Annotated in this window: 25 protein-coding genes and 1 pseudogene; 15 read left to right on the top strand and 11 right to left on the bottom strand. The window is 67.5% G+C overall.

What is annotated here, in order from left to right; translation table 11 throughout:
* Positions 1–17 precede the first annotated feature (17 nt).
* From GVY39_RS14355 to GVY39_RS14340, 4 genes are read right to left on the bottom strand one after another with little or no spacing between them, the layout of a single operon-like run.
* Positions 18–899 (bottom strand): TIGR03619 family F420-dependent LLM class oxidoreductase, encoded by an 882-nt coding sequence (locus GVY39_RS14355; RefSeq protein WP_159924849.1) that lies wholly within the window; start codon positions 897–899, stop codon positions 18–20.
* Between the two features lie 5 nt (positions 900–904).
* Positions 905–2071: a thiolase domain-containing protein gene (locus GVY39_RS14350; RefSeq protein ID WP_159924753.1), complete on the bottom strand. Its 1167-nt coding sequence runs from the start codon at positions 2069–2071 to the stop codon at positions 905–907.
* Positions 2068–3099, bottom strand: coding sequence for a thiolase domain-containing protein (locus GVY39_RS14345; protein ID WP_159924755.1), 1032 nt, complete (start codon positions 3097–3099; stop codon positions 2068–2070). Before GVY39_RS14345 ends, GVY39_RS14350 begins: the two co-directional genes overlap by 4 nt.
* Before the next feature lie 12 nt (positions 3100–3111).
* Entirely contained in the window at positions 3112–4032 is a 921-nt protein-coding gene (locus tag GVY39_RS14340) for a Zn-ribbon domain-containing OB-fold protein (protein ID WP_159924851.1), read from the bottom strand.
* A gap of 160 nt (positions 4033–4192) precedes the next feature.
* On the opposite strand from GVY39_RS14340, the gene GVY39_RS14335 reads away from it, so the two are divergent.
* Positions 4193–5230 carry an LLM class F420-dependent oxidoreductase gene (locus tag GVY39_RS14335; protein WP_159924757.1) on the top strand — a complete coding sequence of 346 codons (1038 nt, stop codon included), beginning with the start codon at positions 4193–4195 and terminating at the stop codon, positions 5228–5230.
* A 70-nt stretch (positions 5231–5300) separates the two neighbouring features.
* Positions 5301–6851 (top strand): acyl-CoA synthetase, encoded by a 1551-nt coding sequence (locus GVY39_RS14330; RefSeq protein WP_159924759.1) that lies wholly within the window; start codon positions 5301–5303, stop codon positions 6849–6851.
* Between the two features lie 62 nt (positions 6852–6913).
* Here the strand turns inward: GVY39_RS14330 and GVY39_RS14325 are convergent, their stop codons facing one another.
* The gene (locus GVY39_RS14325) at positions 6914–7912 is read right to left on the bottom strand and encodes a sigma-70 family RNA polymerase sigma factor (protein WP_159924761.1); all 999 of its coding nucleotides are present in this window, start codon (positions 7910–7912) and stop codon (positions 6914–6916) included.
* Between the two features lie 173 nt (positions 7913–8085).
* Here GVY39_RS14325 and GVY39_RS14320 point away from each other — a divergent pair, with 173 nt between their 5' ends.
* Positions 8086–8505 (top strand): VOC family protein, encoded by a 420-nt coding sequence (locus tag GVY39_RS14320; protein WP_159924763.1) that lies wholly within the window; start codon positions 8086–8088, stop codon positions 8503–8505.
* A gap of 95 nt (positions 8506–8600) precedes the next feature.
* On the opposite strand, the gene GVY39_RS14315 is transcribed toward GVY39_RS14320, so the two are convergent.
* Complete coding sequence (locus tag GVY39_RS14315; protein ID WP_159924765.1) at positions 8601–9383, bottom strand: crotonase/enoyl-CoA hydratase family protein; 783 nt, start codon at positions 9381–9383, stop codon at positions 8601–8603.
* Between the two features lie 60 nt (positions 9384–9443).
* On the opposite strand from GVY39_RS14315, the gene GVY39_RS14310 reads away from it, so the two are divergent.
* Positions 9444–11093 (top strand): acyl-CoA synthetase, encoded by a 1650-nt coding sequence (locus GVY39_RS14310; protein WP_159924853.1) that lies wholly within the window; start codon positions 9444–9446, stop codon positions 11091–11093.
* A gap of 99 nt (positions 11094–11192) precedes the next feature.
* Here GVY39_RS14310 and GVY39_RS14305 read toward each other — a convergent pair whose 3' ends face one another.
* On the bottom strand, positions 11193–12380 hold the full coding sequence (locus tag GVY39_RS14305; protein ID WP_159924767.1) for an FAD-dependent monooxygenase: 1188 nt from the start codon (positions 12378–12380) through the stop codon (positions 11193–11195).
* Between the two features lie 101 nt (positions 12381–12481).
* Here GVY39_RS14305 and GVY39_RS14300 point away from each other — a divergent pair, with 101 nt between their 5' ends.
* Positions 12482–13066 (top strand): TetR/AcrR family transcriptional regulator, encoded by a 585-nt coding sequence (locus tag GVY39_RS14300; RefSeq protein WP_159924769.1) that lies wholly within the window; start codon positions 12482–12484, stop codon positions 13064–13066.
* 26 nt (positions 13067–13092) lie between these two features.
* On the opposite strand, the gene GVY39_RS14295 is transcribed toward GVY39_RS14300, so the two are convergent.
* From GVY39_RS14295 to GVY39_RS14280, 4 genes are all read right to left on the bottom strand, one after another.
* The gene (locus tag GVY39_RS14295) at positions 13093–13530 is read right to left on the bottom strand and encodes a type II toxin-antitoxin system VapC family toxin (RefSeq protein WP_255466161.1); all 438 of its coding nucleotides are present in this window, start codon (positions 13528–13530) and stop codon (positions 13093–13095) included.
* Positions 13520–13759: an AbrB/MazE/SpoVT family DNA-binding domain-containing protein gene (locus tag GVY39_RS14290; protein WP_159924773.1), complete on the bottom strand. Its 240-nt coding sequence runs from the start codon at positions 13757–13759 to the stop codon at positions 13520–13522. Before GVY39_RS14290 ends, GVY39_RS14295 begins: the two co-directional genes overlap by 11 nt.
* A 125-nt stretch (positions 13760–13884) precedes the next feature.
* The gene (locus GVY39_RS14285) at positions 13885–15012 is read right to left on the bottom strand and encodes an acyl-CoA dehydrogenase family protein (protein WP_159924775.1); all 1128 of its coding nucleotides are present in this window, start codon (positions 15010–15012) and stop codon (positions 13885–13887) included.
* 20 nt (positions 15013–15032) lie between these two features.
* Positions 15033–16226: an acyl-CoA dehydrogenase family protein gene (locus GVY39_RS14280; RefSeq protein WP_159924777.1), complete on the bottom strand. Its 1194-nt coding sequence runs from the start codon at positions 16224–16226 to the stop codon at positions 15033–15035.
* A gap of 207 nt (positions 16227–16433) precedes the next feature.
* On the opposite strand from GVY39_RS14280, the gene GVY39_RS14275 reads away from it, so the two are divergent.
* From GVY39_RS14275 to GVY39_RS14230, 10 genes and pseudogenes are all read left to right on the top strand, one after another.
* Positions 16434–16622 carry a ferredoxin gene (locus GVY39_RS14275; RefSeq protein ID WP_043686375.1) on the top strand — a complete coding sequence of 63 codons (189 nt, stop codon included), beginning with the start codon at positions 16434–16436 and terminating at the stop codon, positions 16620–16622.
* Between the two features lie 43 nt (positions 16623–16665).
* On the top strand, positions 16666–17568 hold the full coding sequence (locus tag GVY39_RS14270; RefSeq protein WP_159924779.1) for a 3-oxoacyl-ACP reductase: 903 nt from the start codon (positions 16666–16668) through the stop codon (positions 17566–17568).
* Between the two features lie 293 nt (positions 17569–17861).
* A complete protein-coding gene (locus tag GVY39_RS14265) occupies positions 17862–18626 on the top strand; it encodes an ABC transporter permease (protein ID WP_159924781.1) in 765 nt (254 codons plus the stop codon).
* Between the two features lie 4 nt (positions 18627–18630).
* Positions 18631–19482, top strand: a complete 852-nt coding sequence (locus GVY39_RS14260; RefSeq protein ID WP_159924783.1) for an ABC transporter permease — start codon at positions 18631–18633, stop codon at positions 19480–19482.
* A 5-nt stretch (positions 19483–19487) separates the two neighbouring features.
* A complete protein-coding gene (locus GVY39_RS14255) occupies positions 19488–20702 on the top strand; it encodes an MCE family protein (protein WP_159924785.1) in 1215 nt (404 codons plus the stop codon).
* Positions 20699–21727, top strand: coding sequence for an MCE family protein (locus GVY39_RS14250; protein ID WP_159924787.1), 1029 nt, complete (start codon positions 20699–20701; stop codon positions 21725–21727). The genes GVY39_RS14255 and GVY39_RS14250 overlap by 4 nt, the downstream gene beginning before the upstream one ends.
* Entirely contained in the window at positions 21724–22785 is a 1062-nt protein-coding gene (locus GVY39_RS14245; protein WP_159924789.1) for an MCE family protein, read from the top strand. Before GVY39_RS14250 ends, GVY39_RS14245 begins: the two co-directional genes overlap by 4 nt.
* Before the next feature lie 82 nt (positions 22786–22867).
* Complete coding sequence (locus GVY39_RS14240) at positions 22868–24148, top strand: MCE family protein (RefSeq protein WP_159924791.1); 1281 nt, start codon at positions 22868–22870, stop codon at positions 24146–24148.
* Positions 24148–25398, top strand: coding sequence for an MCE family protein (locus GVY39_RS14235; protein WP_321210010.1), 1251 nt, complete (start codon positions 24148–24150; stop codon positions 25396–25398). Before GVY39_RS14240 ends, GVY39_RS14235 begins: the two co-directional genes overlap by 1 nt.
* Positions 25395–26087 (top strand): annotated as a pseudogene (locus GVY39_RS14230) (MCE family protein); the annotation flags it as partial. The gene GVY39_RS14235 and the pseudogene GVY39_RS14230, both read left to right, overlap by 4 nt.
* Between the last annotated feature and the right edge of the window lie 128 nt (positions 26088–26215).

Below are 26215 nucleotides of genomic sequence, written 5' to 3'. Positions count from 1 at the left end.
TCGGCTGGCGACTGGGTCTACCGTGCTGCGATGGGATCGGCCACGTACTGCTGGGCGAACTTGCGCAGCGAGTCCTGCTTGGCGGCGACTTCGCCGTCGAAACCGATGCCGTCGGCAAGCCAGGGCACCACTATCGCGTCGGTGACGCCGGCGTCGGCGAGGTCCTGATAGCCGGACCGGCCGAAACGGTCGACGCACACCGCTTGGATCTCGAACGGCTCGTCGGCCCGGCCGAACTCCGCGCGCAGCTCGTCGAGCTTGCCGATGGTGCGTCGCAGCTCGTCGTAGGTCATCATGGCCGAAGTCCATCCGTCGCCCACCCGGGCGGCTCGCCGCAGCGCCGCGTCGGTGTGCCCACCGATGTAGAACGGCACCGGCTCGCTAGGCGCCGGGCTGATCTGCAGCGGATCGAAGTCGAAGAACTCGCCGTGGTACTCGACCATCCCACCGGCGAGCACCAGTTTGATGACCTCGATCATCTCGTCCACCCGGGCGCCGCGGCGTGCGAACGGCACCCCGCACCACTCGAATTCCTCCGGCGCCCATCCGATTCCGACGCCGAAGCCGAAGCGGTTGCCGGACAGATTGGCCACCGAGCCGACCTGCCGAGCCAGCAGCAGCGGGTTGCGTGAGCCGAGTTTCAGCACGTTCGTGTAGAAGCGGATGCGGCTGGTGACCGCCGCCATCGCGGTCGCGCCGATGAGCGGGTCGACCCACGGTGTGTCCGGTCCCCAGAACCTGCTGCCGTCGGCCGTGTAAGGGTACTTCGCCGAGGCCGACTTCATGTAGAACAGCGAGTCAGGCAGCGCGATGGACGAGAACCCGCACTCTTCGGCCGTTTTCGCCAGCTCCGTCAGCTGGTCCAGCGGACTCAGCGCGATGCCGACGGTGAATTTCAGCGGGCTCACCGCGGCTCCGATCCGACGACCCACATCGAGAAGTACTGTGAACCACCGCCGTACGCGTGGCCCATCGCTTTGCGCGCACCCTCGACCTGATAGTCCCCGGCCCGTCCCATGATCTGCTTGGCGGCCTCGGCGAAGCGGATGAGCCCGGACGCCCCGATCGGGTTGGAGGACAGCACGCCGCCGGACGGGTTGATCGGAAGGGTGCCGCCGATCTCGGTCTCGCCTTTGTCGGTGAGCTTCCATCCGTCTCCCGGCGGCACGAAGCCGAGATTCTCCAACCACATCGGCTCGAACCAGGAGAACGGGACGTAGATTTCGGCCACGTCGATCTCCTCGAGCGGGTTGGTGATGCCCGCCGCCTCCCACAGCGCGGCGGCCGCGTCCCGGCCGGCCTGCGGATTCACCTGGTCGCGTCCGGCGTAGGTGGTCGGCTCGGTGCGCATCGCGGTGCCGTGCACCCAGGCGACTTTCCGGCCGGTCGCCGACACTTCGGCGGCGGCGTCCGCGTCACCGAGCACGATCGCGCACGCGCCGTCGGAGGAGGGGCAGGTCTCGTCGAAGCGGATCGGATCCCACAGCATCTGCGAGGCGAGCACCGAATCCAGCGTGATATCGGGCTGTTTCAGATGCGAGAGCGGGTTCTTGGCGCCGTTGCGGCGATCCTTCACCGCCACCATGGCGCCGATGTGGCTCGGTGCGTTGGAGCGCCGGATGTAGGAGCGCACATGCGGCGCGAAGTAGCCGCCCGCGCCCGCGCCGACCGGCATGGTGAACGGCACCGGGATCGACAGCGCCCACATGGCGTTGGATTCCGACTGCTTCTCCCATGCCACCGCGAGCACGCGTTTGTGCACGCCCGCCTGCACCAGGTTGGTGGCGACGATGCCGGTGGAACCGCCGACCGAACCGGCGGTGTGCACCCGCAGCAGCGGCTTGCCCGTCGCGCCCAGCGCGTCCGCCATGAACAACTCGGGCATCATGACGCCCTCGAACAGGTCGGGCGCCTTGCCGACCACGACGGCGTCGATGTCGGCGATGGTGAGACCGGCATCGGCGAGGGCACGATCGATGGCCTCGCGGCACATGCCCGCCATGGACACATCGGTCCGTTTCGTCACGTGATGGGTTTGTCCGGTGCCGAGCACCGCGGCTGGCGAGGTCATCGGGTCTCCAAAACGGTCACAAGGTTCTGCTGGAGCGCGGGGCCGCTGGTCGCATGAGCCAGCGCACGATTCGCCGCGCCGGCGATGACCGCCTCGGCGGCGAAGCCGATGCGCTCGAGGCCCGCGGCGAACATCGGGTTGGCCGCGAGCGCGCCGCCGGACGGATTCACCTTCGTGCCGTTCTTCAGTCCGATCGCTTCGGCCAGGATCAACTGCTGATGGCTGAACGGCGCGTGCAACTCGGCGATGTCGAAATCGGTCACGTCACCGCCGGTAACCGCATGGGCCGCAGCCGAAGTCGACGGGGAGACGGACAGATCGCGCGCCCCCAGCACGGGAGTGTCGACGCGATGTGCCATGCCGGTGATCCAGGCGGGACGTTCGCACAGGTCACGGGCGCGGTCGCCCACGGCGAGCACGATCGCGGCCGCGCCGTCGGTGATCGGCGCGATATCGTGCGCGCGCAACGGATCGGCGACGTAGGGCTGATCGAGCAGGCTGTCGACGTCTTCGGAGCCGCCGGCTGCCACGGCCGCCATGTCCCGTTCGGTCCAGCGGCCCGCGTCGAGACCGGCACGCGCCTGCAAGCCCGCGATGGACCACGCGTCCGGCCACAGCGGTGCGACCAGATACGGATCGAGCTGCATGGTGAGCACCTGACGCAGTGTGCCCGCGGAGGACTTGCCGAAGCCGTACACCAGCGCCGTCTTCGCCTGTCCCGAGCGCAATTTCACCCACGCCTCGTACAACGCCCAGGCGGCGTCCATCTCCACGTGCGATTCGTTGATCGGCGGCACCGCGCCGATGGCGTCGATCGCCGAGATGAACGAGAACGCGCGTCCGGCGAGGTAATCGGAGGAGCCCGAGCACCAGAAGTCGATATCGGACTTGGTGATGCCGAGCCGGTCGTAGAGCTGCTGGAAGCAGGGCACCAGCATCTCGACACCGTTGGTGGTGCCGAAGGTCTCCGGCACGTGCGGCGCGTGGGCGAAGCCCACGACCGCGATGTCGGTGGCGTTGTCAGTCAACGTGCGCCTCTCTCAGAGGTGGTGCTTATAGGTCTCGTAGTCGGCATCCGGCTCGCCGGTGGGACGGAAGTGGTCGACGTTCTCCAGGCCGTAGCCCCACTCCTCGCGCGGCTTCCACACCGCCTCCACCCGCATGCCCATGCGCACCTCGCTCGCGTCGCAGCCGAGCACCAGGTGCAGCACCGGAATGTCCGCACCGTCCAGCAGCACGTAGGCCGCGACGTACGGCGGCTTGATCCGCTGCCCGAGGAAAGGCACGTTGACGATGCAGAAGGTGGTCACCGTTCCGCGATCGGACAGTTCGATGAAGTCGTCGGTCGGCCTGCCGTCGGTCGGATTCGCGCCGCGCGGCGGGAAGTACACCTTGCCCGCGGCGTCGGTGCGCGCCCCGATCAGTTTGCCTTCGGCGAGCCCGCGCAGATAGACCGACTCCTGCGGCGACGCGGTGTGCTTGTAGGACACATCGACCGGCGTGGTGATCATGGTGACCGGGTCGGCCGAGGCGGACTCCACCGGCGCGCCCGCCTTCTCGCCGGGTTCGAAGCAGAGGATGTCGCGGATGCTGCCCTCGGTCTGCTCGGCCCACCGGGCGGTCACCCGCAGGCCTTGGCTGATGTCCTCGGGCGCGGCCACGTCGACCGCGTGCAGCAGCGTGGTGTCCGCGCCGTCCAACCGGATCAGTGCCCAGGCGAACGGGCGGTCGAACGGCTGTCCGGGCAGCGGCTCGCGCACCCAGGTCCACGATTCGACGGTGCCGGTGTCGGCGACGTCGACGAATTCGGTCAGCGGTTCGGCGGTGATCGGGTCGTATTCCGGCGGCGGCACGATCACCCGGCCGTCCGAGCCGCGCCCGCCGACGATCCGGTGGTCGCGCAACTTGGTCAGAAATTTCCCGATGGTGGGTCCGACGGAGCGGGTGTAATCGAAACGCATCCGTAGGGGCGCGCTGAGTACTTCGGGCACGGCGGCCGTGTTCACCGCTGTGCCGCTACCACCAGCGATTGCCGTGGATGCAGTATTCCCCTGAGTCACGATATCGAGTAGAACAGGTTCTAACTCTGGTGGCAAGCAGTTGATCGGAAAGGGGTCGGGCGTGAAGTTCGGATTGCAACTCGGGTACTGGATGGCCCAGCCGCCCGCGAATGCGGGGGAACTGGTGGCGGCGGCCGAGGAGGCCGGGTTCGACGCCGTGTTCGCCGCCGAATCCTGGGGGTCGGACGCCTTCGGTCCGCTCACCTGGTGGGGTTCGTCCACGCGGCGGGTCCGCCTGGGCACGTCGGTGGTGCAGATGTCGGCGCGCACACCCGCCGCGACCGCCATGCACGCGCTCACCCTCGATCATCTCAGCGGAGGCCGTGCCATTCTCGGCCTGGGCGTGTCGGGCCCGCAGGTGGTGGAGGGCTGGTATGGCCAGCCTTTCGCCAAGCCGCTGCGGCGCACCCGGGAGTATGTGGACATCGTGCGGCAGGTGTTGGCGCGCAAAGCCCCGGTGACCAGCGACGGCCCGCACTATCCATTGCCCTACACCGGGCCGGGCTCCATCGGGCTCGGCAAACCGCTCAAGCCGATCGTGCATCCGTTACGTGCGGATTTGCCGATCTGGCTGGGTGCGGAGGGGCCGAAGAACGTGGCGCTCACCGCCGAGATCGCCGATGGCTGGCTGGCCATCTACTACGCGCCCCGGTTGGCCGGGATGTACGACGAATGGCTCGACGAAGGCTTCGCGCGGGCGGGTGCGCGGCGTAGCAGGGACGACTTCGAGATCGCCGCGAGTTGCCAGGTGGTGATCACCGACGATCCGGCGAGCGAGCTGGAGCGAATGCGCTGGATCATGGCGCTCTACATCGGCGGCATGGGTGCGCCGGAGCTGAATTTCCACGCCCAGGTGTATCGGCGCATGGGTTATGACCGCGAAGTCGATGAGATCGGCCGACTGTTCCAGTCGGGCAAGAAGGCGGAGGCCGCCGCCGTGGTCCCGGACGAACTGATTCTGGACACCGCGATCATCGGCGACGAGGAGCATGTCCGCAAGCAACTGCGGGTGTGGGAGGCCGCGGGCGTCACCATGATGCTGGTGTCGGTTCCCGATGTCGCGCAATTGCATCGGCTGGCACCCCTTGTCGAACAGTAGAACACGTTCTAAATTCAATGGGGTGACTGCCTCACCCGCCCCGTCGGCTCCGCCTCCTCACCATTCCCCCATGCAGGAGTCAGTGAAAATTCTCGGTCTGTGGAACATCGCCGAAGCCGAACCCGATCGGATCGCGATGGTCGATCCGTGGGGCCGGGAGGTGACGTATCGCGAATTGGCAACGCTCGCCAATCGTTACGCCACCGGCCTACGGGGGCTCGGCCTGAAAACCGGCGACGTGCTGGTGAGCATGGTGCACAACTGCGTGGAGGCGATCGCGGCCTATTTCGCGGCTTACCAGGCCGGGTTGTACATCGTCGCGGTGAACTGGCATCTCACCGGTCCGGAGGTCGCCTACATCCTGGCCGACAGCGAAGCGAAGGCGTTCCTCGCCAGTGATCGTTTCGCCGCGACCGCCAAGGCCGCCGCCGACGAGGCGGGGCTGCCCGCGCCGGCGCGGTTCGCGGTCGGCGAGATCGAGGGCTTCAAGTCGGTGGCCTGGCTCGGCGCCGCGGACACCGGACGCCCGTCCGACCGCAGCACCGGCGCGCCGATGCTCTACACGTCCGGAACCACGGGACGGCCCAAGGGTGTTCGGCGGCCGCTCACCGGCGCCGATCCCGATGTCGTCCCGCCGCACACCACCGCGTTCTTCGGCCTCTTCGAGCTCGCGCCGTACGACGACCACGTGCACATCTGCGGTTCGCCGCTGTACCACACGGCGGTGCTGAACTTCGCCACCATCTCGATCCAGCTGGGACACAAGCTCGTTCTGATGGACCGCTGGGACGCCGAGGACATGTTGCGCCTGATCGACAAGCACCGGGTGACGCACAGCCATATGGTGCCCACCCAGTTCCACCGCTTGCTCGCGTTGCCGGAGGAGGTACGCGCCAAGTACGACGTGTCCTCGCTACGCAGCATGGTGCACGGGGCCGCGCCCTGCCCACAGGAGACCAAGCGGCGGATGCTCGAGTGGTGGGGACCGACGGTCACCGAGTACTACGCGGCCACCGAGGGCGGCGGCACGGTGATCAACGGCACCGACTGGCTGCGCAAGCCGGGCTCGGTCGGCAAGGCGTGGCCGTGGTCGGTGATCAAGGTGCTGAGCGAGGAGGACGGCTCCGAGGTGCCGGTCGGCGAGACCGGCCTGGTGTACATGCGCATGGGCGCGTCGAGTTTCGAGTACCACCACGACAAGGCCAAGACCGAGGACTCGCGCGTCGGCGACCTGTTCACCGTCGGCGACATCGGGCACCTCGACGAGGACGGCTATCTCTACCTGCACGACCGGCGCTCGGACCTGATCCTGTCCGGCGGCGTGAACATCTACCCGGCGGAAGTCGAGAACGTCCTGATCACCCACCCGAAGGTCGCCGACGTGGCGGTTTTCGGCATCCCGCATCCGGATTGGGGGCAGGAGGTGAAGGCGGTCGTGCAGCCCGCAGACGGGGCAGCCGGCGACGACGCGCTCACCGAGGAACTACTCGCCTTCGCCGCCACGCAATTGGCGAAATACAAGATGCCCAAATCGATCGACTATCTCCCCGAACTGCCGCGCGACCCGAACGGCAAGCTCTACAAGCGCAAACTGCGCGACCGCTATATCCCGGCGTCGTAGCCTGTCACGCGGCCGGTCCCGGGGCTTCGGTCCGGCCGCACGGCGACGCCGAGGAGTGAGGGTCAGATAGCTTCGCGCAGTTCCGGCGCGAGGCCGAACAGGGGAAACAACTTCTCGGTGTCCAGGAAGAAGTTCAGCCCGGCGATGGTGTCGCCGTCGAGTTCCAGCACGGTGATCGACCACGGCACCCATACGCCCGGTTCGTCGCCCGGCTTGTAGTGGCCGAAGGCGGGCAGGCCGTTGGCGCCCTCCAGGCGGACCATCCGCGAATCGCGGCAAGCGCTTCCGTGGCCGAGCATGAACGCGGCCACGTTCTCCGGTCCGGAGATCCACAGTTCGATCGGCGGCATGGACAGCGCCACATCCGTTTTCAGCAGGGTGGTGAGCGTGTCCATGTCGTAGGCCTCGAACGCCTTGACGAAATCGTCGATCAGTTTGCGCTGGTCCGCGTCGGTCTCGTCGTAGGTGTCGGTGGCCGCGGGCTGCACCTTGGACATGGTGGCGCGGGCTCGTTGCAGCGCGCTGTTGACCGACGCGGGCGACATGGTGAGCACCTCGGCGGTCTCGTTGGCGGAGAACCGCAGGACCTCGCGCATGATCAGGATCGCCCGCTGGGTGGCGGGCAGATGCTGACAGGCGGCCACGAAAGCCAAGCGAAGCGTGTCCTTGGCGCTGGCATGCTCGGCCGGGTCGGCGCCGAAGGCGAGCGCGTTCGGGATGGGCTCGATCCAGACGTAGTCCGGCTGGGGCGCGGGCAGTGGCGAATCCGGCCGCGACGGACCGGACAGATCCATCGGCCTGGCCCGGCGCTGCGGGCCGTCGAGCATGTCGAGGCAGACGTTCGTGGTGATCTTGTACAGCCAGGATCGGAGGCTGGCGCGGCCCTCGAACGAGGCATAGGATTTCCATGCCCGGGTCAAGGTCTCCTGCACCGCGTCCTCCGCTTCGAAGGAGGAGCCGAGCATGCGGTAGGCATACGCGCACAGTTCCCTGCGGTGGGTCTCGAACGCGGCGTGCAGATCGGGAGCGAGGCCGGTCGGGGAGCCGGACGAGTCGTTCATGGCTGTCACCCTGCCACAGGCCACCGACACAAAACAGGGTCTCGAAGCGAGAGGGTCGCGCCGCTAAACCCTTCCGAGCTGTGGAATGCGTCACGGATGTTCCGGCGATGAGTTCGCCGTCGTAGTCCCGTCATTACCAGTGACACGCACGGATTGCTCGAGAGGAAGAGCCCATGAGCAGCAAGATGATCTTCATCAATCTCCCGGTGGCCGATCTGAACCGGTCGAAGACCTTCTACGAGGGGCTGGGCTGGAAGGTCAACCAGGAGTTCACCGACGACAACGCCGCCTGCATCGTGGTCGACGACAACATCTGCCTGATGCTGCTCACCAAGGACTTCTTCACCACCTTCAGCAAGCGGCCGGTGGCCGACACCACGGCGGCGATCAACGCCGCGTACGCGCTCGCGCTCGGCAGCGCCGAAGAGGTCGACAGCCTGACCGACGCCGCGCTGGCGGCGGGCGCGACCGAAGAGGTGAACGAGGACAAACGGGCGCAGGAGGCGCAGGTCGGCATGCACGGTCGCACCTTCATCGACCCGGACGGCCACCAGTGGGAGCCCTTCTGGATGGACTACCCGGGCGCGAACTGAGCCCGGCGAGGGGTCGCCCTCGGTGCGCGCGCACTGGTTGGTGCGCGCACACCGAGGGCGTTGTGCTTTCGGCTCGGACCAACAGACACAGAGGCTCAGTTTCCGGTGAAAGAGGGCTTGCGCTTTTCCGCGAATGCCCTCGGGCCCTCCTTGGCATCGGCCGACCGGAAAACCGTCATGCCGAGCTCGGCATCGATCTGGAAGGCGTCCTCCTCCGGCATGGCCTCCGTCTCCCGGATGGTGCGCAGGATGGCCCGCACGGCCAGGGGGCCGTTGGCGGCGATCTGCCCCGCGATCTCCAGCGCCTTGTCCAGCGCGGTGCCGTCCGGCACCACGTGCCCGATCAGGCCGATCTCCTTGGCTTCGGCCGCGGTGACGTGCCTGCCGGTGAGCAGGATCTCGGCAGCGACGGTGTAGGGGATCTGACGGACCAGCCGAACCGCCGACCCGCCCAGCGGGAACAGGCCCCAGCGCGCCTCCGACACGCCGAATTTCGCGCTCTCACCGGCCACTCGGATGTCGGTGCCTTGCAGGATCTCGGTGCCGCCCGCGATGGCCGGTCCCTCGACCGCCGCGATCAGCGGCTTGGTCAGCCTGCGGCCCTTGAGCAGCGCCTCCAGCTTGGCCGGATTCCAGCCGCCGCCGTCGATGGTGTCGCCGGGGTGCTCGGAAGTCATGCCCTTGAGATCGGCGCCCGCGCAGAACGCCCCGCCCGCCCCGGTCAGGATGGCCACCCGGATGTCCGGATCGTCGTCCACCTGGTTCCAGGCGTCCTTCATGATCGCCATCATCTCCCCCGACAGCGCGTTGCGCGCCTCGGGCCGGTTCATGGTGACGATGAGGACATGGTCGCGCTTCTCGACGAGGCAGTGCGGCATCGCTGATTCTCCTGACTTCGAGCCTTGTCAGAAACAGTAACACGTTCTATTTTTAAGGTTGTGAGCTACAACATAGCGGACCTTGTCGAACATGCCGTCGACCTGATGCCCGACCGCGTCGCGCTGGCCGACGACGGCCGCGAGGTCACCTACGCCCAGTTGGAGGAGCGAGCGAATAAGCTTGCTCACTACCTGCAAGAACAGGGAGTCCAGCCGGGTGACAAGGTGGGCATCTACTCACGCAACACGATCGAGGCCGTCGAGGCCATGGTCGCGATCTTCAAGGCGCGGGCCGTGATGATCAACGTGAACTTCCGATATGTCGAGAACGAGTTGCAGTACATCTTCGACAACTCGGACATGGTCGCGCTGATCCACGAGCGCCGCTACAGCGACAGGGTCGCCGGCGTTCGTCCGAAGACTCTGCGGCTGCGCACCGTCGTCGTCGTCGACGACGATACGACCGGCACGATTCCCACCGCAGCGGATTCGGCGGAATACGAGACGGTGCTCGCGCAGTCCTCGGGCGAGCGCGACTTCGGCGAACGCTCCCCGGACGACCTGTACATGGTCTACACCGGTGGCACCACCGGCATGCCCAAAGGCGTGATGTGGCGGCAGGAGGACGTGTGGCGCGTGCTCGGCGCGGGCATCAACTTCATCACCGGCGAGTACGTGCAGGACGAGTGGGAATTGGCCAAGGTCGGCGCGGGCAGCCCGCCGATGGTGCGGTTCCCGATTCCGCCGATGATCCACGGCGGCGCGCAGTGGGCCACGTTCCACAGTCTGTTCGGCGGCGGCAAGGCCGTCATGATTCCCGAGTTCTCCGGGCACGGCGTGTGGCAGGCCGTCGACAAGCACAAGATCAATCTGATCTTCATCACCGGTGACGCGATGGCGCGGCCGATGCTCGACGCGCTGATCGAGGGCAACCCGGAAACCGGCCAGCCCTACGACCTGTCCAGTCTGTACGTGATGGCCAGCAGCGCGGCGCTGTTCTCGCCCACGCTGAAGGACCAGTTCCTCGAACTGCTGCCCAACCGGATGATCTCCGATTCGATCGGCTCCTCGGAAACCGGCTTCGGCGGTATCTCCATCGTGGCCAAGGGCGCAACGCACACCGGAGGCCCGCGCGTGAAGATCGACGCCTCCACCGACGTACTCGACGAGGACGGCAATCCGGTGCGGCCCGGGTCCGGTGCGGTCGGCATCCTGGCCCGGCGCGGACACATCCCGCTCGGCTACTACAAGGACGAGGCGAAGACCGCGGCGACATTCAAGGAGTTCAACGGCGTTCGCTACGCCATCCCCGGCGACTTCGCTCGCGTCGAGGAGGACGGCACGGTCACCATGCTCGGCCGCGGCTCGGTCTGCATCAACAGCGGCGGCGAGAAGATCTACCCCGAGGAGGTCGAGGGGGCGCTCAAGACGCACCCGGAGATCTTCGACGCGCTCGTGGTCGGCATCGAGGACGAGCGCTGGGGCCAGCGAGTGGTGGCGGTCGTGCAGTGCCGCGGCGAGACCCGCCCCACCCTGGAAGAACTCCGGCCCATGCTCACCCAGGAGATCGCCCCCTACAAACTCCCGCGAAGCCTCTGGTTCGTCGACGAGATCAAGCGCTCTCCGGCTGGCAAGCCCGACTACCGCTGGGCCAAAGAACAAACCCAGGCGCGCCCCGCCGACGAGCACGCCCAGGCGAGCGCGAAGTAGGACATCGCCGTCGTCGCCGGCCACGATTTATCAGCCGGTGACCGGCCACGAGACTCGGCATCGCCATGAACATCAGCAACGGCGATCGGTCTGCCGTGGTCAGCGGTTGGCGAGTTCGGCCAGTTGGTAGGCGAGGCGCTGGCGGAAGGCGGGGATGCGGGTCAGGGTGGTGAGGGCGAGGTTGCGCAAGGTGCGGGCTGGGAGTGGGCGCAGAGTCGCCATTCTGGTCATGCGGTCGGTGAAGGAGACGACGCCGAGTGCGACGGGGCGGCGGGTGGTTTCGTAGTCGTCCAGCAGGGTGTCGGGTTCGCCCGCGAGCACACGGGCCAGCAGGGGGCCGAGTGCGGCGGCGTCCTGGATGCCGGTGTTCATGCCCTGGCCGCCTGCCGGGCTGTGCACATGGGCCGCGTCCCCGGCGAGCAGGATGCGTCCGCTGCGGTAGCGATCGGCGACCCGGTGGTGCACGCGGAAGCGCGAGCTCCACAGCACCTCGCGAACCCGCACACCGCCGCCGGGGCCGCGGGCGTCCAGGATGGACTGGATGTCCGCCACGGTCGAGTGCTCGGGAGCCGTTTCCAGTGTGGCGACCACGCGGTAGCGGTTCGGCTCGTCCTCGTCGGGCAGCGGCGCGACCACGGTGACGCCCTCCGGTGAAAGGTGCAGGGCCACCTCCTCGCGCGCGATCGGCCAGTCCATCCGCACATCGGCGAGTACGAAGGATTCCGGGTACGTCGCGCCGGTGAACCCGATGCCCGCCTGCTCGCGGACGATGCTGTGCATGCCGTCGGTACCGATGACGTAGTCGGCGCGGATGCTGCCTGGCGCGCCCGCGGCGCCGGTGTAATCGACCGTGACGCCCTCGCCTTCCTGGACGACCCGGCTGACCCGGTACGGCCGCCGCACGTCCCCGCCCGCCTTCCGCAGCCGCTTCAGCAGTACTGCTTCAGTGGTGTCCTGCGGGGTCATCAAGGTGTATGGATACCGCGTCGGCAGGCCGTCGAAGTCGATGGTGGCCAGAGTGCGGCCGCCGTCGTGAACCGTGAAGCGCGCCACGACGTCACCCGTCGCGACCAATTCCTCGGCGATGCCGAGCTGCTCGAGCACCTCGAGCGTCCTGGCGTGCACGACCGCGGCGCGTGAGGTGTTCGCGCCTTCGCTCAGCCGGTCCAGCAGAACGAAATCCACGCCCGCGTCGGCCAGCGTGATGGCGGCGGTCAACCCGGCGGGGCCCGCGCCCACGATCACGACGGAGGTTTCGGCGGGCAGCGGGTCCGGGGTGGCATTCATCGGAACTCCTCAGGTCAACGATTGTGGGCCAACGTTTGTTGGCATAACCGTAGCCGGGGTCGGTCTACAAAGTCAACAGTTGTTGGCATACACTTGTTGGCATGACTGGAGGGCATGATCAGGCGTCCGTTCGCCGCTCCGACGCCACGCGCGCCGCGATTCTGGAGGCGGCCCGTGCGCGGTTCGCCGCCGAAGGTTTCCGCAAGGCGACCATCCGCGCCATCGCCGCCGACGCCGACATCGACCCGTCCATGGTCATGCGGTACTTCGGCAGTAAAGACGGCCTTTTCGCGGCCGCGGTCGACGTCCGGCTCGAGCTGCCGGACCTCGGCTCCGCCGATCCGGACAGCCTCGGCGAACTGCTGGTGCGCCGCTTCTTCGAGATCTGGGAAGAGCAGCCGAACAAGGAGGTGCTGCTGACCTTGCTGCGGTCGTCCATTACCGACGAGGCGGTCGCCGGCCGCGTCCGCGCCATCTTCGTCGAGCAGGTATTGCCCGCCGTCCTGCGTTTCGGCGATCCAGCCGACGCTGCGCGCAGGGGCGGCCTGATCGTCACCCAGATGCTCGGCCTGGCCCTGTGCCGCTATGTGCTGTGCCTGCCCCCGGTCGTCGCCCTGACTCGCGAGCAGATCATCGCCGAGGTGGCGCCCACTCTCCAGCGCTACTTGACGTCGACGCCGGACTGAAAGCTCTCAGGCTCCGCAGCGGAGGTTCAGGGAGTGGGCGCAATCAGTTCGACGGTTGGGAAGTAGCCGCGGTACCGCGCGACGTCGCGCGTCAGCAGGCGGTACCCCGCTGCCGCTGCGTGCGCTCCGATGTAGAAGTCGGGCATTGGTGAGCGCTTCTCACCTCTGTTTCGGCGATAGCGCTGGTACGCCTTGCCCGCGAGGAAGCCTGCTCGAAACGGCAATGCTTCCCGTTCGAACTCAGCGGAAGGCAGTAGATAATCGAGTTCTTCGACGGTGTCGTACCCAACCGAGACTTCGGCGTAGATGATCGGGTTGATGACAGCTCGACCGGAATCGAGTGCGTCGGTTATCCGTTCCGCCGACCACTCTGCCCAGCGTTTGTCATTGGTCATGACGTCGAGCAGAACGCAGGAGTCGATCAGAACGGCGGATCCACGTATAGGCGTCGGGCTACTCGCCACGGAGCAAGTCCATGATCTGGTCGGTGGTCATGCCTTCGACGTCCCTGCTGCCCGCGGTGCCACGCATTCGGTTGACGAGACGTTGACCTCGGGTAGAGGCGCCTTCGGTGCGTACGATTCGTAAGGCGCCGTCGATTTCGACGATCTCCACGTCGTCACCCTCGCGAAGGTTGTGCTTGGCGCGAAGGTGGGCGGGGATCGTTACTTGCCCCTTGCTGTTCAGCAGCATCGCAGCGTCCTCTCAACGTGTGTTCGTAGTAATCCTATTACGTATTACATACGCTGCGAAACCGCTGATCCGCTCCACAACCGTCGGTCTGCGAAGTGTGGCGGGCCCGACCGGTTGGGAATCGCTCAGGCCGGGCTACCGGCCAGCAGCGCGCCCAACGCGCGCAGGTGGTCGGTGCCCGCGCCGAGGGCGAACTCGTTGTGTTTGGCGGCGGTGAAGTAGTTGTGCACGATGTGGTCGCGGTCGATGCCGACGCCGCCGTGCACGTGGACGACGGTGTGCGCGACGCGGTGGCCGGCGTCGGCGGCCCAGAACTTCGCGGTGTGCACCGCCTCGGCGGCGGGCAGGTCCTCCGACAGCAGCCACGCCGCCTGGGTCACCGCCAGGCGCAGGCCTTGGACGTCGATATAGGCGTCGGCGAGCCGTTGCGCGACGGCCTGGAAGCTGCCGACCGCCTTGCCGAATTGCTCACGCTCCCTGGCGTAATCGGCGACCAGTTCGAGCGCGCGTTCCAAGGTGCCCAGCTGCAGGGCGCTCAGGCCGAGCCAGGCGCGCACGAGGATCCAATCCAGGATCTCCGGGCCTCCGGATACAGTGCCGACCAGTTCGGCGGGCGTGTCGGTGAGTTCGACCACGAACTCCGGGCTGCGGTCGACGACCTGCTGCGCCGTCACCGTCGCCGCCGACGGATCGACCAGGAATACCGCGGCGGTCCCGGACACCGTGGCGGGCACCAGGATTCGCTCGGCCCGGTTGGCGAAGGGCACCGTGGTCTTGGCGCCGGTCAGCCGCCAGCCGTCATCGGTCTCTACCGCGGTCGTGGTCGGGGCGGCCGGTTCCCAGTTGCGCTCCTCGGCCAGCGCCACCGTGAGGACGACGCCGCCCGCGCCCGCCCGGGTGGCCAGATCCTGTTGCGCCGTATCGCCGAATCGCGCCAGCGCGCCCGCGCCGAGCACGATCGACCACAGATACGGCACGGCCGCGAGGTGCTTGCCCAGCTCACGCAGGATGGCGGTCTGCTCGAGCGAGCCGAGATCGCTGCCGCCGACCGATTCGGGCAGGGCCGCCGCGAGCACACCGGTCTCGGCCAGCGAATGCCACAGCGGCTGGTCGAATCGCTCGGCGTCCGCTTCCGCTCCGCCGCCACGGTTGCCGTCGAGTTCGCGCAGCCGGTCGGCGGTGACCAGTTTGCCGCACACCTCGCCGGTCAGCCGGGCGAGATCCAGTTGGGCTTCGGTGGGAGTGAAATCCATGGTGGGGTACCTGCTTTCGATCAGCGCGCCGCGGCAGGCTGCTTGAGGGCGGTCATGGCGATGATGTCGCGCTGCACCTCGTTGGTGCCGCCGCCGAAGGTCAGGATGAGCGCGGCGCGGTGCATCCGTTCCAATCGCCCGCGCAGTTGCGCGCCGGGGGAGTCCTGGCGCAGGTACGCATGCGGACCCAGCACCTCCATGAGCAACCGGTAGGCCTCGGTGGCCAACTCGGTGCCGTACACCTTGCAGGCCGAGGCGTCCCACGGCCGCGGAGCCGCATCGCCGCCCGCGTCGGCCCGGCTGGCGATCTCCCAGTTCAGCAGCTTGAGGTATTCGACCTTGGCGTGCACCTTGGCCAAGTTGAGCTGCACCCACTCCCGGTCGATCACGCGGGATCCGTCGGCTGCCTTGGTGTCGCTCGCCCACTCGACGGTCTGACGCAGCGCCAGCGCCAGCGGCGCGGCCGAGGTGAGCGCGACCCGCTCGTGGTTGAGCTGGTTGGTGATGAGTGCCCAGCCGCCGTTCTCCTGACCGACCAGGGCGCTCGCGGGCACCCGGACGTCCTGGTAGTAGGTGGCGCTGGTGTCCGGTCCCGCCATGGTGTGCACGGGCGTCCACGAGAAGCCTTCGGCGGTGGTCGGCACGATGAGCATGCTGATGCCCTTGTGCTTCTTGGCCGTCGGGTCGGTGCGCACGGCCAGCCAGACGTAATCGGCGTAGGCGATCAGGCTGGTCCACATCTTCTGGCCGTTGATCACGTAGTCGTCGCCGTCGCGGACCGCGGTGGTGCGCAGGCTGGCCAGGTCGGTGCCCGCGCCCGGTTCGGAGTACCCGATGGAGAAGTGCAATTCACCGGCCGCGATCTTGGGCAGGAAGAATTTCTTCTGCTCCTCGCTGCCGTAGTGCATGATCGTGGGCGCGACCGAGTTGATGGTCAGGAACGGCACCGGCGCGCCCGCGATCGCGGCCTCGTCGGTGAAGATCAGCTGGTCCATGGTGGGCCGGTCCTGGCCGCCGTACTCCTTGGGCCAGCCCAGCGCCAGCCAGCCGTCGTGGCCCATCTGCTGGACCACCTCCCGGTAGACGTTGCCCTGCCCGTACTCGCCGGTCTGCGCGCTCAGGGCCGCCCTTCGTTCAGGGGTGATGAGCCGCGCGAAGTAGTCGCGCAGCTCAGCGCGCAGCTGCTCCTGTCGGGGCGTGTACGCAATGCGCATCGCAATACCTCTTGGGGATGGTCGGCCGACCGAGCTTGCGGAGTCGGCGTGGGTGGGCAGGGCCGAGCCTTCGTTGGATCGGGTTCCCCCGATCATTGCATATGGACTGAAACATGTTCCAGTATTGATAGTGAATCCCCCGATGACGCCGCGGTGGAGCGGATCGGCTTGTTACGCTTCCGCCAACGTGGTGGTAAAGGAGTTGCCATGAAGATCAGTGTCGATCCGGACCAGTGCGAAGCTAACGGAATCTGTGTCGGAATCGCCCCCGACGTGTTCGAACTCGATGACGAGGACGTGCTGCACATCGCGAACGCCGACGTGCCCGACGATCGGCTCGCCGATGTCGAGGATGCCGTCGCGCAGTGCCCCAAGGCCGCGCTGCGGCTACAGTGACCGACCCTTGCCGTAAGTTGGAACACGTTCTAGAGTCGGCCGCGTGAGCAATGATCTGAGCCTTGCGGGCCGAGTAGCGATCGTGACCGGCGGCGGAGCTGGACTTGGGCGGGCCGAAGCGCTCGCGCTCGCCGGGGCCGGCGCGTCGGTGGTGGTCAACGACCTCTCGGAGTCCGACGCGGTCGCCGACACGCTCGGTGAGATCCGGGCGCTCGGCGCCAAGGCGGAGTTCGTCGCGGGCAGCATCGCCGAGCGCGCGACCGCCGACGCGCTGATCCGCACCGCGCAGGAATCCTTCGGGTCGGTCGACATCGTGGTCAACAACGCGGGCATCACACGCGACCGGATGCTGTTCAACATGTCCGACGAGGACTTCGACGCGGTGCTCGCGGTGCACCTGCGCGGGCATTTCCTGTTGTCGCGCAATGCCGCCGCCTACTGGCGCGGCAAGTCGAAGCAGGCGGGCGCGCCGGTCTACGGCCGGCTGATCAACACCTCGTCGGAAGCGGGATTGCTCGGCCCGGAGGGGCAGGCGAACTACGGCGCCGCGAAGGCGGGCATCACCGCGCTGACCCTCTCGGCCGCACGGGCACTGTCGCGCTACGGCGTGCGCGCCAACGCCATCGCGCCGCGTGCGCGCACCGCGATGACCGAGGCGGTGTTCAGTCCGGCCCCGGAAGGGAAGCCCGATCCGCTGTCGCCTGAGCACGTGGCACGACTGGTCGCCTACTTGGCCTCGCCTGCGGCGGATGCGGTCAACGGGCAGTTGTTCATCGTCTACGGGGGAATGGTGGCGCTCATGGCGGCGCCGGTCGTCGAGCGCCGATTCGACGCGGACGCGGGGCAGTGGTCGGCTCAGGACCTCGCCGACACGCTGGGCGGCTACTTCGCCGATCGTCCGGAGGGGCGGACCTTCTCGGCATCTTCGCTGATCGACCTGGGGTGAGCGGCGGCGGCTTGCCGCCGGTGTGCTACTGATCAAGTGTCCAGCTGTTGATCGGGGGATCGGTGCTTGGTAGACATAGGGACGGGTTATGTCCTACCTCACAAAGGTGGGATCATTTCCCTCTGACACCGGTTTCAAATAAATACGCCGATTTTTCGAGAAACTGCACTTCAAAAGTGTGAAAAGTGCTTCCGGCAACACGGTGAACATGTTCTAATCGTACCGGCGGTGCGGCCACGGTGAAGATTCGCGCCGTGTTGCTGTATACGCCGGTTGAGCAAGGAGGATCGCGGATGAACGAGGTCCTTGCCGTGCCGTTGCGGGCTGTCGGTGGCTTCTTCGAACTCACCGCCGATGTCGCACGTTCGAGCGTGCGCAGACCCTTTCAATGGCGGGAGTTCATCGACCAGTCCTGGTTCATCGCGCGGGTATCGATCGTGCCCACATTGCTGGTGGCCATTCCGTTCACCGTTCTGGTGAGCTTCACGCTGAACATTCTGTTGCGGGAGATCGGCGCGGCCGATCTCAGTGGGGCCGGCGCCGCGTTCGGTTCGGTCACCCAGGTCGGGCCGATCGTCACCGTGCTGATCGTCGCGGGGGCGGGCGCTACCGCGATCTGCGCCGATCTCGGCGCTCGCACGATCCGCGAGGAAATCGACGCGATGCGGGTGCTCGGCATCAATCCGGTCCACCGCTTGGTGGTGCCCCGCGTGCTCGCCTCGATGTTCGTCGCGTTGATGCTCAACAGCCTGGTGTGCACGATCGGCATCGTCGGCGGATTCCTGTTCTCGGTGTATTTGCAGGACGTGAACCCCGGTGCGTTCGTCAATGGCATCACGCTGCTCACCCATCTGCCCGAGCTGATCATTTCGGAGGTGAAAGCCGGGTTGTTCGGGCTGATCGCCGGACTGGTCGCCTGCTATCTGGGCCTGAATGTCAGAGGTGGACCCAAGAGTGTCGGTGATGCGGTGAATCAGACCGTAGTCTTCGCTTTTATGGCCCTGTTCGTCGTGAACGTGGTGGTCACCGCCGTCGGCATCAAGTTCACGGTGCGGTGACGCGATGGCCTTCGTAATCGAATCCCGCTTTCCCCGCACCATCCGGCGGATGCGCCGGATGTCGGACTCGCTCGATTCGGTGGGCAAGCACGCCGTGTTCTATGCCCAGGCGATCGGTTCGATTCCGCGGGCGCTGCTGCACTATCGCACCGAGACCATCCGGTTGATCGCCGAAATCAGCATGGGTAGCGGCGCGCTGGCGGTGATCGGCGGCACGGTGGTGATCGTCGGGTTCCTCACCCTCTTCGCGGGCGGCACCATCGCCGTGCAGGGCTACAGTTCACTGGGCAATATCGGCGTCGAGGCGCTGACCGGCTTCTTCGCCGCGTTCATCAACGTCCGCATCGCGGCGCCGGTGATCTCCGGCATCGGCCTGGCCGCCACCATCGGGGCAGGCGCCACCGCGCAGTTGGGCGCGATGCGGGTCGCCGAGGAGATCGACGCGCTGGAGTCGATGGCGATCCGGCCGGTGCCCTACCTGGTCGGCACCCGCGTGCTGGCCGGGATGATCGCGATCGTCCCGCTCTACGCGCTCGCGGTGATCGCCTCGTTCCTGGCCAGCCGGTTCGCCACCGTGGTGATCTACGGGCAGTCGGCGGGCGTCTACGACCACTACTTCTCCACGTTCCTCATCCCCAGCGACATCCTCTGGTCGTTCGCCCAGGCGATCTTCATGGCCTTGGCGGTCATGATGATCCACACCTACTACGGCTACAACGCCGCGGGCGGGCCGGTCGGCGTGGGTGTCGCGGTGGGCAACGCGGTGCGGGCCTCGCTGGTCGCGGTGGTCACGGTGACGCTGCTGATCTCGCTGGCCATCTACGGCACCTCCGGCAACTTCCATCTCTCCGGATAAGCGACATGGCGGAATCGAAGCAAACAGACAGCCGCCTTCTGCGGGCGCTGCGCGGCGGGCTCGGCCTGAAACTGGCCGGGGCCGCGATGGTGCTCGCGCTGGTCGCCGTCGTGACGGTCGCGATGATCATGTTCGTCGGCGGATTCACGTCCACGGCCACCGTGACGGTGGACGCGCCGCGCAGCGGCCTGGTGCTGGACCCGGACGCCAAGGTGAAGGTCCGCGGGGTCGAGATCGGGCGCGTCGCGTCCGTCGACCACACCGCCGAAGGCGCCAGGTTGAAGCTGGCCCTCGATCCGGAACTGCTGAAGCTGGTGCCGTCCAACGCGGACGTCGACATCAGGTCCACCACGGTGTTCGGCGCGAAGTACGTCAACTTCGTCGTGCCGCCGCAGCCGTCGACGAAATCGCTGCAACCGGGCGCGGTCGTCACGGCGCAGCGGGTGACCGTCGAGTTCAACACGCTGTTCCAGCACCTGTCCGACGTGCTCGCCCAGATCGAGCCGGAGAAGCTGAACGCCACGCTGTCCGCACTGGGCACCGCCCTGCAGGGACGCGGCGAGAAGCTGGGCGAACTGCTCGAGCGCAGCGATGCCTACCTGCGCGACATCAACCCGTATCTGCCCACGCTGCAACAGGATCTGGCGAAGACCGGCGAGGTCACCGACCTGTACGCCGACACGGTGAACGACCTGCTGCGCACGGTGGACAACTTCCGGGTCACCGGCAACACCCTGACCCAGGAGCAGGACAGCCTGGACAACGTCCTGGTGAATCTCATCGGGCTGGCCGACACCACCGGTTCGGTGCTGCGCGAGAACGAGAACCAACTCGGCACGGCGCTGGACCTGCTGCGCCCGACCACCGGACTGCTGGAGGAGTACGCGCCCGCGCTGTACTGCCTGATCGGCGGCCTCGGCAAGGCGCTTCCGCTGGGTGAGGCGGTCTTCGGCGGTCTGCAGGAGGGCGTCGCGCTCAACACCGGCTTCATGTACGGCGCGAAGCCCTACACCTATCCGGAGGATCTGCCCAAGGTCAACGCGACCGGCGGTCCGCAGTGCGCCGGCCTGCTGGACCGCGAGCCGGGCAGCCACGCCGACTACGTCGTCACCGATACCTCGGAGGGACTCGTGTACACACCGTCGACGACGCTGACGGTCAACCCACCGAAGATCTTCCAGCTCCTGTTCGCCGGACTACCGGGGGTGCCGCGCCCGTGAGGAACACCGCGACGACCGTCAAGCTGGCCATTTTCACGCTGGTGATGACGCTGATCTTCGCCGGCTTGGCGATCGTCTTCAGCCAGATGCGCTTCGCGCGGGAGAACGGCTACCACGCCGTGTTCACCAGCTCATCGGGCATGCTGCCCGGCGCGAAGGTGCGCATCGCGGGCGTGCCGGTCGGCTCGGTCACTTCCGTGCGGGTCGGCAAGGACTATCTGGCGCACGTCGAGTTCGACGTCGACCGCGAGTACCGGCTGCTCACCAGCACCCGCGCGGCGATCAAATACGAGAACCTGGTCGGCGACCGATATCTCGAGCTGGCGGAGGGGCCGGGCTCGAACCGCGTGCTACAGCCCGGCGGGACCATCACCAAGGAACAGACCGCGCCGGCACTCGATCTCGACATGCTGCTCGGCGGGTTCCGTCCGCTGCTGCGCGGCCTGGATCCCGGCCAGGTCAACGACCTGACCAACGCCTTGCTCCAGATCTTCCAGGGCCAAGGCGGCACGCTGGTGTCCTTGCTCAACAGCGGCGGCTCGTTCGCCGAGACGCTGGCCGACCGGGACGCGCTGATCGGCAGCGTGATCGACAACCTGAACACCGTCCTGCAGACCATCGATCAGCGCGGTGACCAGTTCGCCACCACGATCGCCGAGTTGCAGCGCCTGATCAGCGGCTTGGCGGCCGACAAGGACCAGATCGGCGACGCCATCCCGCGGATCGCCGGGGCCACCGGCGATCTCACCGACTTGCTCGCCCAGGCCCGTCCCGACCTGCAGGGCACCATCGAGCAGACCGGACGCCTCGCGACCAACCTCGACGCCGGGTCCGACACCGTCGAGTGGGTGCTGCAGCGGCTGCCCGAGACCTATCGGCAGCTGATTCGCATCGGCTCCTACGGTTCGTTCCTCCAGCTCTACGTCTGCTCGACGAACTTCCTGGTGGACGGCCCGAACGGACAGACGATGAAGATCAACATGCCCGGGGCGCAGACGACCGGAAGGTGTGCGGACAACCGATGAACGAGCAGCGATCACCCGCCATCACCATCGGCATCGTCGGCATCGTGCTTGCGGTGGCGGTGGCGCTGTCGGCACTGCAATTCGACCGGCTGCCGTTCATCCGTTCCGGCGCCACGTTCACCGCCTACTTCGCCGACGCGGGCGGACTGCTGCCCGGCGACGCGGTCCAGGTCGCGGGCGTGCGGTCCGGGCGGGTCGAGGACGTCAGCCTGGACGGCGCGAAAGTGCTCGTCCGGTTCACCCTCGCGGAATCGATCGTGCTGGGGGAGAAGACCTCCGCGGCGATCAAGACCAACACGGTGCTCGGACGCAAGTCGCTGGAGGTGACGCCGTCCGGCCCCGGCGCGCTGCGCGCCGACGACACCATCCCGCTCGACCGCACCACCTCGCCGTATTCGCTCAACGAGGCGTTGAGCGACTTGGCCGGCACGGTGCACGGCCTGGACATGGAGCGGGTCGACCAGACGCTCGACGCGCTCTCGGCGACGTTCGCCGACACGCCGGCGCCGCTGCGCTCGGCGCTCGACGGTGTCACCGCGCTGTCGCGCAGCATCAACGCGCGCGACCAGGCGCTGTCGGATCTGTTGCGCCGGGCGCAGAACGTGACCAAGATCCTCGCCGACCGCGGCAACCAGATCAACGCGCTGCTGCTGGACGGCAACGAGCTGCTCGGCGAGCTGGACCGGCGGCGTACCGCGCTGGGACAGCTGATCGTGTACGTCAACGGGCTCGCCCAGCAGCTGTCCGGCTTGGTCGCCGACAACGAGGCGCAGCTCGAGCCCGCTCTGGACAAGCTGAACTCGGTGCTGGCGCTGTTGCAGCGCAACAAGCAGAACCTCGCCGACGCACTGGTCGGGCTCGGCCCGTTCGCGGCGGCGCTCGGCGAGCAGGTCGGCAGCGGCCCGTACTTCCAGGCGTACGTGATCAACGCCGCGAGCAAGACGCTGCAACCTCTGGTGGACGCGCTGGTGTGGCCGCAGCACCTGCCGCACGATCTGCAGAGCTACCTCACGCCGCCCCCGTCGATCGAACCCGCGATACAGGAGCCGCCGCGATGAGTGGGCACAACCCGTCCATCCTTCACCCGTCGCGAGCCGACGACCGACCGGCCCCGACGACAGGGGAGTCGCGTCCGGGGGGATGCGCATGCTGAGCGTCGTACGGAAACTGCCCCGATGGGCGCTGGTGGTGGCCGGGGTCGTGGTCGCCGCGCTGGTGGTCGCCGTCGCGTGGAACGGCATAACCCGGATCGGGACCACCAAGGTCACCGCCTACTTCCCGTCCACCTCCGGCCTGTACGCCGGTGACGACGTGCGGGTGCTCGGCGTCCAGGTGGGCCGGATCGACTCGATCGAACCCGGCGCCGATCGGGTGAAGGTGACCATGACCCTCGATCGCGGTGTCGATGTCCCCGCCGACCCCAAAGCGGTGATCATCTCGCCTTCGCTGGTGTCGGCGCGCTTCATCCAGCTCGCGCCCGCCTACACCGGCGGCCCGAAGCTGACCGACGGCGGCGTTATCCCGATCGAGCACACCGCGGTGCCGGTCGAGTGGGACGACATCAAGGCCGAGTTGTCCAAGCTCGCCACCGCTTTGGGCCCGGTCGGTGACGACGAGCAGGGTTCGTTCGGCCGGTTCGTCGACACCGCCGCCGAGAACCTCGACGGCAACGGACAGCGGTTCCGCGACACCCTACGAGAACTGTCGGCCACGCTGAGCACGCTCTCCGACGGTCGCACCGACCTGTTCGGCACCGTGCGCAACCTGCAGAAGTTCGTCGAGGTGCTGTCGGCGAGCAACGAGCAGATCGTGCAGTTCGGCGGGCGGCTGGCGTCGGTGTCCTCGGTGCTGGCCGGCGTCTCGGCCGATCTCGGCGCCGGGCTGGACAATCTGGACGCGGCGATAGTCGACGTGCGCCGTTTCATCGACGGCAGCGGCGCCGAACTCACCGAGGGTGTGCAGCGGCTGGCCGACGCCACCCAGGTACTGGTCGACAAGCGGCCGGAACTGGAACGGGTCCTGCACTCCGGCCCGACCGCGCTGGTGAACTTCTACCAGATCTACAAGCCGGCCCAAGGCACCCTGACCGGCGCGATCGCGTTGAACAACCCCGCCGATCCGCTCGGCTTCCTCTGTGGTTCGGTCCGCGCGCTGGAGACCAACGACTCCGATCGCAGCGCCGACCTCTGCGCGCAGTACCTGGCGCCCGTGATCAACAGCCTGAGCATGAACTACGTGCCGATCATGACGAACCCGGCCAGCGGCGTCACCGCCTTCCCCGACCAACTGGTGTACAGCGATCCCAGCCTGGCCGGGCGGGTCGAGAGCCAGACCCCGGCGCAGCCGCAGCCCGCTCCGGTGCGCGTGCCGGACGGCATCGCCGGGCTGGCGATCCCGGGGCTGACAGGAGGAGTGCGATGATGCCGACGCGGCGAATGCGCCGCACCGCCGCCGTCGCGGTGGGGCTGGCGGTGGCGCTCGGCGTCTGCGGCTGTGAGTGGGACGGCCTGAACTCGCTGCCTATGCCCGGTACCGAGGGCACCGCACCCGGCTCCTACCAGGTGCGCATTCAGATGCCGAACGTGACCACACTGACCAGGAACTCGCCGGTCCGGGTGCACGACGTGACGGTCGGCACCGTCTCGAAGATCGAGGTGGAGGACTGGCACGCGCTGGTCACCGTGACGCTCAACCCGGACGTGGACCTGCCCGCCAACGCGGTCGCGAAGATCGGTCAGACGAGTCTGCTGGGATCCAACCATCTCGAGCTCTCCGCCCCGGTCGATCAGCCGCCGGAAGGGCGGTTGCGGGCGGGCGACGTCATCCCGCTGGCGCGGGCCGGAACGTTCCCGACCACCGAGCAGGTGTTGTCCTCGCTGTCGGTGGTGCTCAACGGCGGTGGCGTCGCACAGCTGGAAACCATCACCCGGGAACTCAATTCCGCGCTCACCGGGCGGGAGGAGGCCATCCGGGACCTGCTGCCGCAGCTCGACGCGCTGACCACGAACCTGGATCGCCAGACCGGCGACATCATCGCCGCCATGAGCGGACTGGACCGGCTCGGTGGCCAGCTCGCCGAACAGCGTGACGTGGTGGCGGCGGCCATCGAGCAGATCCATCCCGCGTTGACCGTGCTGGCCGACCGCAGGGCGAACATCACCAGGGCGCTCAGCGCGCTGGGCGAGCTGAGCGACGTAGTCCGGCGCATCGTCGACGCCAGCGGCAACGACCTGAAGGCCAATCTGCGCAGCCTCGTGCCTGCGCTGAAGTCGCTGTCGGATACGGGCGGCAACCTGACCGAGGCGCTGAAGATCCTGGCCACCTTCCCCTTCCCGATGAAGAATCTGGACCACGCGATCAAGGGCGATTACCTCAACCTGTTCATGACCGTGGACATCACCGGACGCCGCCTGGATTCGAACTTCCTGACCGGAACGCCGCTGGGCGGGCGGTTCGGCGGGGTGGAAGGCGCCCTCGGCAGCTTCGCGCCCGGCACGGCCGCGCAGAACGGCGACCCGGCCACCGGGCCGCTGCAGGCGCCGCCGCCCGCGGAGAGCCAGCCCGCTCCGACCATTCCTGGTCTGCCGCCGATACCCGGCCTGCCCGCCATTCCCGGGCTGACCGTGCCCTTGCCGGGCAACTCCGCGCCACAAGGGGGTCCGGGACAGTGAAGCTCACCCGGTTCGTCCGTACCCAGCTGATCATCTTCTCCGTGCTGACGGTGATCGGCCTGGTGATCATGGGCGGGACATACGTGAAGCTGCCCGCGATGTTCGGCATCGGGCGCTACGAGGTCACGGTGCAGCTCGCCGCGACGGGCGGTCTCTACCCGACGGCGAACGTCGCCTACCGCGGCACGAACGTCGGTGTGGTGAAAGAGGTCCGGCTCACACCCGTAGGCGTCGACGCGCGACTGTCCATCGCCAGCGACTACAAGATCCCCGCCGACGTCGACGCGTGGGTGCGCAGCGTCTCCGCGGTCGGCGAGCAGTACGTGGACCTGGTGCCCGCCGAGAACCGCACGGGCGGAAACCTGCGCGACGGCAGCGTGATCCCGGTGGAGCGCACCAAGCTGCCGCAAGACGTCGGCGCGCTGCTCGACCAGGCCGACCGGTTGCTGTCGAGCGTCGCGGACACCCGGCTGCGGCAGGTCATCGACGAGGCGTTCCTGGCCTTCAACGGCGCCGGACCGGATCTGCAGCGGTTCATCGACTCCGCGTCGCTGCTGGTGCAGGAAGCGCAGGCCAACGCCGAACCGACGAAGCAGTTGCTCGACCAGATCGGGCCACTGCTGGACACCCAGACCCGCTCGGACGCGGCGATCCGTTCCTGGACCGCCGATCTGGCGACGGTCACCGATCATTCAAACTCGGTGACGGGCTCGAAGCCCTCGCCCGGCACGGCCGGCCGGGGTGAGAATTCGGGTCTCCGGCGCCTGCATGCCACCACTGGTTCACCGATCGGGGTTGTGCCCCTTGCCTGTTGATC

Origin of the sequence: Nocardia sp. CY15, assembly GCF_009829295.1 — a bacterium.
GTDB classification, from domain to species: domain Bacteria; phylum Actinomycetota; class Actinomycetes; order Mycobacteriales; family Mycobacteriaceae; genus Nocardia; species Nocardia sputi.
This window is presented reverse-complemented; position numbering and strand designations above follow the sequence as displayed.